This window comes from Candidatus Pseudomonas adelgestsugas, from assembly GCF_004124255.1.
GTDB lineage: Bacteria > Pseudomonadota > Gammaproteobacteria > Pseudomonadales > Pseudomonadaceae > Aquipseudomonas > Aquipseudomonas adelgestsugas.
Map to the genome: position 1 here is coordinate 170,990 of NZ_CP026512.1, position 12,049 is coordinate 183,038.

Below are 12,049 nucleotides of genomic sequence, written 5' to 3' on the forward strand. Positions count from 1 at the left end.
AGAATGCGCAATTTTTCATTTGTACATAGTAGTTTAAAGTAAATATAAAACAGCTAACAATAACTAAAAAATTATAAATATAGCTTAAAAATTTATAAATATTTTATAGGCTCAAATGCTTTTGGCTTTAAGTAAGCTCTGGCGCATACGTGCGTGAGCATATTGATGTGGCGCACTTCAAATACACGCTTTATTGATTAAAAAACTTTTTGTACTAGAATGAATTAGTTTTAGTCTAGCCGTTTAAGGCTGTCTAAAATAGCTTGGCTTGGCTCAGCCAGGTTCATAGTATAGAAGTGCAGCCCTGGTGCACCACCTTGTAACAATTGTTCACACATATTACTGATAACTTGTTCACCGAATGCCTTGGTGCTTTTAACGTCTTCGCCATAAACTTCTAGTTGCTTGCATATCCAACGTGGTATTTCAGCACCGCAAGCTTTAGAAAACCGTGCTAACTTGTTATAGTTAGTGATAGGCATGATGCCAGGTACGATCGGAATATCTACACCCATGGCCAGTATACGCTCTATAAAGTAGAAGTAGCTATCAGTATTAAAGAAATACTGGGTGATTGCGCTGTTGGCGCCGGAGTTAGCTTTGCGTATAAAGTTCTTTAGATCATCTTCGAAATTACGTGCTTGCGGGTGCATTTCCGGGTAAGCTGCAATTTCAATATGGAAGTGATCGCCACTTTCTTGACGAATAAAACTTACTAGGTCATTAGCGTAGCACAACTCACCACTAGACATACTCATATCTAATGACAGATCGCCACGTAGGGCCACGATGCGCTTAATGCCAGCTTGTTTATACTGGGTCAGTAGGCTGCGCAGGTTAGCTTTGCTGTCGCCGATACATGACAAGTGCGGAGCAGTAGAAATTTTAATTTCGTTTTCAAGTTGCAAAACAGTTTTCATTGTGCTGTTACGTGTTGAACCGCCTGCACCGTAGGTGCAAGAGAAGAAATCAGGGTTGTAACTAGCTAACTGCTTAGCTATTGTCATTAGTTTTTTATGCCCGGCATCAGTTTTTGTTGGGAAAAACTCAAAACTATAGCGACGGTTTTGGAACATTATAATACCTATGAAACTCAGAATATTGGAAAGGTATATGCAGCTAATATTTACATGGGCCGGCTTATTTAGTAGCGGTAAGCTTGCGGTTTAAACGGACCACCAATTTGTACACCTATGTAGTTAGCTTGGGTTTTAGTTAGGTAAGTTAGCATTCCGCCAAAGCCACGGACCATTTCCATGGCTACTTCTTCGTCGAGCTTCTTTGGTAGCACTTCTACTGTTAAACGCTCAGCTTTCTGGGATAACGTCAAGTCGGCGTATTTTTGGCGGAACAAGAAAATCTGTGCCAATACCTGATTGGCGAACGAGCCATCCATGACTCGGCTTGGGTGGCCAGTAGCGTTACCTAGGTTAACTAGACGGCCTTCGGCTAGCAGGATTAAGTAGTCGTCGTTTTGTGGGTCAACATTACCATCATTAGCACGGTGAACTTTGTGTACTTGAGGTTTGACTTCTTCCCATATCCAGTTTTTGCGCATAAAAGCGATATCAATTTCATTATCAAAATGACCGATATTGCAGATAATGGCGCGTTTTTTTAAGGCTTTAAGCATATGCGCGTTACAGACATGCATGTTACCGGTGGTAGTCACGATTAAGTCAATCTTATTCAACAGGGCTTTATCTATGCTTGCTTCAGTGTCGTCGTTATACCCGTTGACAAATGGCGAAACTACTTCAAAACCGTCCATGCAGGCTTGCATAGCGCAGATTGGATCAACTTCGGAAACCTTGACGATCATACCTTCTTGACGTAGAGACTGGGATGAACCCTTGCCAACATCACCGTAGCCGATCACTAGAGTTTGTTTGCCTGACAGCAGATGGTCGGTGCCGCGTTTGATAGCATCGTTTAGACTGTGGCGACATCCGTACTTGTTGTCGTTTTTACTTTTGGTCACTGAGTCGTTAACATTAATGGCTGGGATCCTTAGCTCGCCTTTATCTAACATGTTCAGTAAGCGGTAAACGCCGGTGGTAGTTTCTTCTGTCACGCCGTGAATACGATCTAGGGTTTTAGGGTATTTCTTATGCAGTAGTTCAGTTAGATCGCCGCCATCATCGAGAACCATATTGGCATCCCATAGTTTGCCGTCTTTCAGGATGGTCTGTTCCAGACACCACTGATACTCTTGTTCTGTTGCACCTTTCCAAGCATATACTGCGATACCAGTAGCAGCGATGGCGGCAGCAGCTTGGTCTTGAGTTGACAAGATATTGCAGGACGACCAACGTACTTCGGCGCCTAAAGCAACTAGGGTTTCGATTAGTACTGCTGTCTGAATAGTCATATGAATGCAGCCAAGGATCTTTGCCCCTTGAAGTGGCTGTTCAGTAGCGTATTTGCGGCGCAGACCCATCAAGGCAGGCATTTCAAACTCAGCAATAATAATTTCGCGGCGACCCCAGGCAGCGAGAGATATATTGGCAACTTTATAGTCATTGAAATCTACACGCGTTTTGGCAACGCTCATGAATAGCCTCCATTCAAGCCTTTATGCATGCGAGACTTTATATTGTGCGTTGCGTATTAGGTTGGGTCAACTAGATTTAATAATGCTTTATTTAAGCTTGACAGGTTGAGCTTGCTGTAGCGCTCAATTCGAAGGAATGCTAAAAGCAATATCCATCAAAACAATAACTGTGTTAAAGCGGTGGCAATGATAGCCTTATGCGCTAAGTTTCCTAAATATTTGTGCTAGTCATTAAAAAAATTGTTTATGGAGTTGAGCTTGAATTTAGGTTTTGCCATAGTGTTGTTTATTATTTTTTCAAGACTATTTTAAATGACCATGAACTTCCATACCCGTAAATGGGTAAAACCAGAAGACCTTAATCCTAATGGCACCTTGTTCGGTGGTAGCCTATTGCGTTGGATCGACGAAGAAGCTGCTATCTATGCAATAGTTCAGTTAGGCAACCAGCGTGTAGTGACTAAGTATATCTCTGAAATAAACTTTGCGAGCACCTCGCGTCAGGGCGATATTATTGAACTGGGCATCACCGCTACCGAGTTTGGCCATACCTCTATAACTTTGACTTGCCAAGTACGTAATAAGATTACACGCAAGAGTATTCTAACTGTGAAAAAAATAGTTTTTGTAAATCTTGACAAAGACAATCAACCGGTGCCTCATGGTTGTACTGAAATCAAATATGTTAAAGATCAATTCCCTGAGGATGGCGTTCTTAAGTAATATTGCAAATAGTTTTTGAATGCTCTTGATGAGCTATAGGTTATATATAAACAACGCCAAGCTTAAATCATGTATAACCGTCGCTGCTGCATAAGCAGATAGTAAAAACTCTTAGCCTGTCGCAAGAAGAGCAGTATAACGTTAACAGGTGCTGCCATCGGATTCGGTTGATTCTATACAAAATCATCAGCACTCACCAGAATAATAAGGAATCGGAGCACGCAGTAGCGCCTTTATGTTGTTCGCTGCTAGCGGCTGCTCTAACAATGCGCCCATCACTTGATGAGCACCTATTCTGCTTAACTAATATTTGTCAAAATTCAAAGAATTTAAGGTTATTAAGAACTTAGGCTGTAATTCTGGTTTCTTGCTGCTATCTTTTAGCTACAATAACAAATTGTATACCCAGGATATCCTGTTTGCTTGCATTGTTAAATAATGAACATAGCTTTAACTACCAGGTTAGATGATTACTAAAAAGGGAGCTATATCAAGACTAGATGAATTTCTAGCACAGTGCAGACAATTTTATCTATAGACAGCACGATCATGCTATAGTCATTATGACTACCGTATGTTATAGCACTAAAAGCTTTTATCTATAATCATCGCTGGTTTAGTGGGTAATTTCTTACACCTGCTGCCTGCAGGCGCATTACTGTGAAAAATTTTCAGTTAATATTTATCTGATTGATATTAGCTGACACCACTATAACTAGTGGTTTTATTATTATGCTAATAAGCTATGCTTAAATTTGCGGTATAAATAGCTTGTCAAGCTAACAGGCAGATCATGGTTATCTATTAGTAAGTTAGTAAGTAACTATAAGTTGGTATATTACATAACGAATATTGAAGTTGCTTTGTGGGTTTTCTATGTGCAGAAAAAGATCTGCATGCGGGTTTTATTGCAGTGGCGTGTTAGCTAATAGTTTGTAGGTGCATTATGGGCAGCATACAAGCCAAAAATCAAATAGTTAGCCGCTTTGTAAAAGCACTGGAAATACTACCTTAGTATTGCTGTAAACAATACTAAGGTAGTATTATATGCAATATTGGTAACATCAAGAGTAATGTTTCGTATAATGAGTTTATTGATCTATTGTAGATTTTTTGAGGTGTTGCTCTGGTTACTACGTCGTATCGCAAGGTATACTGTTGGGCTATGTGACAGCTAAAAAATGATTTGAGTAAAGTGCAGCAATGCAATACAACTACTACTACAAACTAATTGTTTCGACTTTTGTGCGCCATCAGAACAACTTAGCCATGGTTAAGGTTAGGATGATTTCAGCCAATCATTAGACTGGCTTAAGATCTTAAAATATGTCAGGCAACTCTATAGGTAAAAGTATTAGTGCTCAATAATAAAGGTAAATGACATATTAATGTCAGTATGTATTTATATATACGTAAAATACCAGTGTAATTATATACGTAGTGCGGTGATTGTTGTTAATGCATGTTAGTTAGATTGATGCATGTTGACGCAGTTATCAGAGTAGATATTGCTACTCGGTTTCATACGCTTAGTGCCGCAGCAATAAAATTTTATGGTTTACAAGCAGTAGATGCGATACTAGAATCGCTGTGGCTAGTAAAATGATAACCAATATATAACTTGCTACATAGTAATATCTGTAGTTCATGCTAATTTATTGCAAATAACATGATATACAGCATGTTATCGAGCAACTCCTATAAAAAACTATCTAAATAGCGCTTGATCATGTTATTCATTGCTAGCTTATGATTTAGATTGCTAATTAATATTCTGGTTATTGCCACGGCTGTCATTAATACTAAGACGTGCAACTTAGTAGTGCGATATAGATCGCTGTAGTAGCGATTAATACGCTAAAAATTTGCCAGCAAATTAATTAGTGAGCTATAGCTGTACAAGCCCTGCACTATAAAGGAAAATAGTGTGACCATGGCCACGCTATGTAGATAGCTGGTTACAGGTCAATATAGCGGAAAATCTTATGCGTGCGTCAGGTGGTAAGACAAATAAAAGTAGCGATAAGTTAAAGTATCTAGGTTGTTTAAAACAAAGTTGGTGGTGTTATTAATAAGATACACCACAAAAGCAGTGTAATATTATAAGGTATCTGGTAAAAGCGTCATCAAACCTTTTTAGTATTCTTAAGCTTATTACTCGGTAAGTAATAATGCAGGACTATAGTGCTACTATATTTGTTTATATAAACATATAGACTTTTTAATTTTAGTCATTTTAATATATTTTTTATTGTCATATTTTGTTATATTTTATATATGTGTGTGGCCAAATTTAGCGGTAGTTAGCATATAGCCATAGTTGGCAAAACTACAACTCTCGTGCTATTAGCTAGACTGTAGAAAATCTTACTAAGTGTATTAATAATATCAAGTTTAACAGATTCACAGTGATGCTTGTATTTACGTCGGCGGTATGTATTGCTCAAATATGTCCATTGCAGCAATTTTGTTAGTTACCAATAGTTAGTGGTACTGTTTATGAGTAGTCGGCAAATATACATAATTTGCTATTTAGTGGATCTGGCTGGGGTGTGCGTTAATATTGGTAAATAGAGTAGCGTTGATTATAAATTTTCTATAGGATCGAGCGTACTTATAAATACGCTAGATTAGTTTATATTATCAATGATTGATATATTGCCTTCATAAGCAAGCTAGCTCCCGAGTTTTTGTTCTTTATCGTCTGTCAGGTACTTACTGCCGCATCCGGAAGTTGCAGTTATATTGCGGTTTTTAGCCGTAGTATTTAAATCTGTTCCTGTTGCTTTATATTGCCCGCCAGATCGCCAGTCGCATCACTGGTGCTTAAATAAGTCAGTATGCATGTTACTGGTGATAACGTCGCCAGTGTTCTATGCAGTAACGGACTTGCAGTTGATCAAGATATGAATTGAATTGCTAGTTCTGAATGCAGGCTATATAAATCTATACGCTCTGTGAGAAGACTACACGCTACTATCATATCATTCAGCTCAATCATGTTACGGCGATATAAATTTTAGTCTTTGCCGTAGTTAATCTTAAGCTGTTAGCAGGCATTGCAGCTGGGATTGTAAGCTTAGCTAATAAGTTGTTGCATAAGATCACTAGCAGGGCTTTTCATAGTGTATTGACATAGATAACGACAACTATTTAGTTTGGCTGCTTTTATTGTGCTAGCACTCTTATTGCTAGCTCAGTTAGCTAACTACAGAACTTATTTTAAGCGGTGACCCTAAAGCTTAATAGGTGGCATTCATATATACACCTCTTGAGGTAATTGCTTACTATATAATATATCCAAGTAATTAATATTATAATATAGCTATTTATCTTTACAGTCGAGGCTAGGATATTTATCGTCGTCTTCCGCAATCTTACAGCGATCATAACTTTTAAAAAACTGGGAGCATAAATATTGCTAGGTTGCTTAACCTTATCAGCCTGTTATAATACAAGTCAGAATTGATTTATGGGTTAATACAAAAGAATGTCTGGCTTCTTTAAATTATGCTTCAATACCGGCGAAGACTTAGTAGCATATTTTTATGCTAGTATATTTAGTTTGGCTAGCATAAAGTTAGCCAAAGGATAAATTACACTCAATGCGTTATCCTATGATTTATGAAAACATGTTTTAGCATGCGCAAAACAGATCATACTATAGCGCCAAGGATGCTGCGCAAGTAATAGTAGACGAGCTTCTAATATTTAGTTCTTCGACTTCAAAGCAGGTTACCGGTATACTAAGTGGTTGTAAGCTAGTTGTAACTTGTTAAGGCTAGCAGCCTATGTTTCGCGGTGTAGTAGCTATCCAGGTCTAACCTAGTTGGCCTTTCGGGACCTCGCTAAATAATTTTATTTAACCGACTCTTGTAATGCATCAGTGTTACCGCACTACCGTTTACCTTAGATTAGAGTATAATATTTAGTGATGTGTTTTGAGCTATTTACTAACGATCTATTTGTCAGCCAGCCTGCCTGTTAGGCTGGCTTTAAACGATTGTAATAAGGTTGCATACCTTATAACGCCTATCAGATAGCTAGAACTTTGGCGATCTTCATGATCGCAGTTTACTATTGCTTACGCTTTATTTAAGTCAGATGATAACTTTTATATCGTAGCGTAAGTTAGTATAACTAAATATACCTACCTGTAGTGTTGGCTCATTTGAGTAATCTTTAATTTTATCTCATAACAGGCAAAATATACAGGCAAAATATCAACTAAAAAGAGCAATTTATAAACGCAGGATGCATATCCTTGTTCGGAAGTGGTATAAAAGTTTAATGGATCAAATAAATCATCAAAACATTAATATTGCTGGGGTTTTATTAAGTGTTTACAGTTGTTTTAACTGGCTGCCAAGAGCTTTTATTACTGTATTTTTGTTTTAGCTTAACTGGCTTGTTAGTAAGTTACCTGTTGTGCTATCCAGGTGGGTGCTTAAGGAGCCATCCAGTGTTTTCAGGCCAGCGGCAGTGCGCAGGTCATTAGCGCGGTCGGTTTTTTCCCAGGTAAATGTAGTAAAAGTGTCGTCGCCGACAGTTTTCGGCTTAGGTGCGCGACCAAAGTGGCCATAGGCTGCAGTTTCCTGGTACATCGGATGTAACAAGTCGAGCATCGTGGTGATCGCATACGGGCGTAGGTCGAAAATTTCACGCACTAGTTTAATAAGTTTATTATCGCTAATCTTTCCGGTACCGAAAGTGTTTAGCGAAATCGATGTAGGTTGAGCTACACCAATAGCATAGGAAACCTGGATTTCGCATCGCTCGGCTAGGCCTGCCGCAACTATATTCTTTGCTACATAACGACCAGCATAGGCCGCTGAACGGTCAACTTTAGAAGGATCTTTACCAGAGAATGCGCCGCCGCCGTGGCGGGCCATGCCACCGTAGCTGTCAACGATAATCTTACGACCGGTCAGGCCGCAATCGCTTACTGGGCCTCCAATGATAAATTGGCCGGTTGGGTTAATATGGAACCGGGTGTCCTTGGTCAGCAGTTCAGCAGGTAGCACACGTTTAACGATCAGCTCCATCACGCCTTCACGTAGGTCGGCGTAAGAAACGTCTGGATTGTGCTGGGTCGACAGTACAACGGCGTCAATACCAATCACCTTGCCACCTTCGTAACGGCACGTTACCTGGGACTTGGCATCTGGGCGGAGCCAAGGCAGTAAACCGTTTTTACGTGCTGTCGCCTGGCGCTGCACAAGCTGGTGCGAGAATGTGATTGGTGCAGGCATCAGCACGTCTGTTTCATTACTGGCGTAACCAAACATCAGACCCTGATCGCCTGCGCCTTGATCTATAGGCTTAGCACGGTCAATACCTTGGTTAATATCAGGCGATTGTTTGCCAATGATGTTCATTACGCCGCAGGTCGCGCCATCGAATCCAACGTCAAAGCTATTGAAGCCAATTTTAGTAATCATGTCGCGGACAATTTGTTCTAGATCAACCCAGGCAGTAGTGGTAACTTCACCCGCAATTATTGCCACGCCAGTTTTTACAAGGGTTTCGCATGCTACACGGGCGAACTTGTCATCAGCAATAATAGCGTCTAGCACTGCATCAGAAATTTGGTCAGCTATTTTGTCTGGATGTCCTTCAGATACGGACTCGGAGGTAAAAATGGAGTATTCACTCATCTTTATATTGTCCCGATATTTACCAATAGTGAGTGTCGTTAATCGACCGCCGAAGATAGCGGACCGATATTCTATGGATCATCACCTAAACTTATATATAAACCCCTGGACACAAGTTCCAGTGGCGGTGTTCTGGCGAGTGCTCTCATCTTGCTCAAAATCCAGCTAAAGATTACCGCGTGCCTGTTTGGCTTAGTTGTGATTGTGGCTACATCAATTTTTTACTAGTAGATTTATGCTTAGTTATAGCAATTTTGTCATCCGCTTGAGAGAGTTGCCTAGTTTAGTGAAATGTTGCTAAATTATATTTAGCACTGACGTAGTCGACCCGTATGGTTGGTATTATTTAACTCCTTGGTTAACTATAAGTTGGCATTGTTCAATGCTTCGCGCTAGTAGGTCTGATTCATCAGTTTAGGTATCACCTAAACGGACTTCTAGAGCGCTTGCCTCACCACAAAGATTCTGTCTTGTTCAACATTTTTTAGTACGTTTTTGCGATATTATAAGCAAGCTTGGCAATAAAATCCTGCTGGATGAAAAACTGATCTGCTGCCAGTTAGTAAAATCCGAGCCGCTAGCAGCGTTAGAGTTTATGGGTCTGGCTGATCCATGACTGTATGTCCCTGGGTAAGTCATGGCTATCTATCTCTTTAAGCAGTGTGCAGTGTATAGAGCCTAACCGCTGAGTCACTCGGTTTAGGGCAAGGCTTAGGTTATACAAGTTGCATTGCTTAAGTGGTCGCACTTAATCGATGGCAAAGATCTGCACTGGTGATAGCCACCCCCCCGAAAGAGTTGCTGACTAGTACGCGTAATACATGTTGGCACACTCATTCTCCAGCTCCACTATAATAATAAGACAGCCAGTTTATTGTTGTTGTTAGGATGTAAAGTAAGGGTACGTGGTAGTTTTATGTTGCTCGTCGCTTAGTGACGGTTAACCAAGCCTAACAAACTAACTTTAATATTGCACCTTAATTAGTTTTGATAAACGGACTATTGCCTATAAGCATTGATAGAAAAAATAATAGTTTATTTTTTATTTTTCTACTTACTTTGAATTCAATTATTTATAGGAGATTAGCGATGCCCAGCCGTCGTGAGCGTGCTAACGCCATTCGTGTCCTTAGTATGGATGCCATACAAAAAGCCAATAGTGGCCATCCAGGTGCCCCGATGGGTATGGCAGATATCGCTGAGGTGCTTTGGCGTGACTATCTTAAACATAACCCAAGCAATCCATCGTTCGTTAACCGTGACCGATTCGTGCTGTCCAACGGACACGGTTCTATGCTGCTCTACGCGCTGTTGCATCTGACCGGCTACGATGTCACTATCGAAGATCTTAAGCGTTTCCGTCAGCTTCATAGTCTTACTCCTGGTCACCCAGAATTTGGCTACACTCCGGGCGTAGAAACCACCACTGGCCCCTTGGGTCAAGGTTTAGCTAATGCCGTAGGTTTTGCTTTGGCTGAAAAAATCCTTAGTGCACAGTTCAACCGTCCTGACCACAATATCGTCAATCACTATACCTATGTGTTTTTGGGTGATGGCTGTATGATGGAAGGCATTTCTCATGAAGTTGCTTCCTTAGCTGGCACTCTTGGTCTTGGTAAGCTAATCGCCTTCTATGATGATAACGGTATCTCTATCGACGGTGAGGTTGATGGTTGGTTCACTGATGATACACCAAAGCGTTTTGAAGCCTATAACTGGCAGGTGATTCATAACGTTGACGGCCATAACGCAGAAGTGATCAAAATCGCTATCGACACTGCCCACAAGAGTGAGCGACCGACTTTGATCTGTTGTAAGACTATCATTGGTTTTGGTTCGCCAAACAAACAAGGTAAAGAAATTTGTCATGGTGCCCCACTGGGTGACACTGAAATCAGTTTAACTCGCGAAGCTCTAAAGTGGCACTATAGCCCTTTCGAAATTCCTGCCGACATTTATGCTGAGTGGAATGCCAAAGAGAATGGCCTGGCAATCGAAATTGAGTGGAATCATCGTTTTGCTGCTTACTCAGCCAAATTCTCGGAATCTGCTAATGAATTGATGCGCCGCTTGACAGGCGATTTACCTGCTGACTTTTCGGACAAAGCTTTGGCCTATATCGCGGAAGTCGCAGCTAAGGGTGAAACTATTGTCAGCCGTAAAGCTAGTCAAAACACTCTAAATGCTTTTGGCCCACTGCTGCCAGAGATTCTCGGCGGGTCAGCTGACCTAGCTAGCTCTAATCTGACTATATGGAAGGGTTGTAAAGGTGTCTCTGCTGGAGATGCTAGCGGTAACTACATATATTACGGCGTACGCGAGTTTGGCATGAGCGCCATTATGAATGGTGTGGCGCTGCATGGCGGCTTTGTACCTTACGGCGCAACTTTCTTGATGTTCATGGAATACGCACGTAATGCTGTGCGTATGGCTGCGCTAATGAAGCAGCGTGTAATCTATGTGTACACTCATGATTCTATAGGTTTAGGTGAAGATGGCCCAACGCATCAGCCGGTCGAGCAGCTAACTAGTCTGCGTACAATGCCTAACCTTGATTGCTGGCGTCCAGCAGATGCTGTCGAATCAGCTGTGGCCTGGAAGCACGCTATCGAGCGTAAAGACGGTCCTTCAGCACTAATCTTCTCACGTCAAAACCTACAACACCAAGTGCGTACTAATACGCAGATTGCTGATATTAGTCGTGGTGGCTACGTGCTAAAAGACTGTACAGGTAAGCTAGAATTAATCCTAATCTCTACTGGTTCTGAAATAGGCCTCACGGTTCAGGCTTATGACAAGTTAACCGCGCAAGGTTGTAATGTACGTGTTGTATCCATGCCGTGCACCAGCGTATTCGAGGCCCAAGATGCCGGCTATAAAAAATCTGTATTGCCGCCACAAGTAAGAACACGTATAGCTATCGAAGCGGCGCACGCTGACTACTGGTACAAGTATGTGGGCCTTGAAGGTCATGTTATTGGTATGACGACTTACGGTGAGTCAGCACCGGCGACAGAACTATTTAAAGAGTTTGGCTTTACTTTAGAAAATATCCTGAGTCAGGCTGAAGAGCTGCTGGAGAACTAAGTCAGTCTACGCTGTCTGTACTATTGCT

The 12,049-nt window shown here is 41.0% G+C and carries 4 protein-coding genes and 1 pseudogene; 2 read left to right on the forward strand and 3 right to left on the reverse strand.

Annotation, left to right across the window (positions count from 1 at the left end; genetic code table 11):
* Window positions 1-230: 230 nt before the first annotated feature.
* Both metF and C3B55_RS00460 read right to left on the reverse strand, forming a co-directional pair.
* Window positions 231-1,076, reverse strand: a complete 846-nt coding sequence (gene metF / locus C3B55_RS00455) for a methylenetetrahydrofolate reductase [NAD(P)H] (RefSeq protein ID WP_129210486.1) — start codon at window positions 1,074-1,076, stop codon at window positions 231-233.
* Window positions 1,077-1,144: 68 nt separating this feature from the next.
* Window positions 1,145-2,554, reverse strand: a complete 1,410-nt coding sequence (locus tag C3B55_RS00460) for an adenosylhomocysteinase (RefSeq protein ID WP_129210488.1) — start codon at window positions 2,552-2,554, stop codon at window positions 1,145-1,147.
* Window positions 2,555-2,872: 318 nt separating this feature from the next.
* Here C3B55_RS00460 and C3B55_RS00465 point away from each other — a divergent pair, with 318 nt between their 5' ends.
* A complete protein-coding gene (locus tag C3B55_RS00465) occupies window positions 2,873-3,277 on the forward strand; it encodes an acyl-CoA thioesterase (protein ID WP_129211859.1) in 405 nt (134 codons plus the stop codon).
* Between the two features lie 4,469 nt (window positions 3,278-7,746).
* Here the strand turns inward: C3B55_RS00465 and metK are convergent.
* Window positions 7,747-8,934 (reverse strand): annotated as a pseudogene (gene metK, locus C3B55_RS00470) (methionine adenosyltransferase); the annotation flags it as partial.
* Window positions 8,935-10,023: 1,089 nt separating this feature from the next.
* Between metK and tkt the strand changes: the two are divergent.
* Entirely contained in the window at window positions 10,024-12,021 is a 1,998-nt protein-coding gene (gene tkt / locus C3B55_RS00475; protein WP_129210490.1) for a transketolase, read from the forward strand.
* Window positions 12,022-12,049 lie beyond the last annotated feature (28 nt).

What these genes read in the sequence shown, in the direction of transcription:
- tkt (WP_129210490.1), top strand. Translation starts at nt 10,024, where the DNA reads ATGCCCAGCCGTCGTGAGCGTGCTAACGCCATTCGTGTCCTTAGTATG.
- C3B55_RS00465 (WP_129211859.1), top strand. Translation starts at nt 2,873, where the DNA reads ATGAACTTCCATACCCGTAAATGGGTAAAACCAGAAGACCTTAATCCT.
- metF (WP_129210486.1), bottom strand. Translation starts at nt 1,076, where the DNA reads ATGTTCCAAAACCGTCGCTATAGTTTTGAGTTTTTCCCAACAAAAACT.
- C3B55_RS00460 (WP_129210488.1), bottom strand. Translation starts at nt 2,554, where the DNA reads ATGAGCGTTGCCAAAACGCGTGTAGATTTCAATGACTATAAAGTTGCC.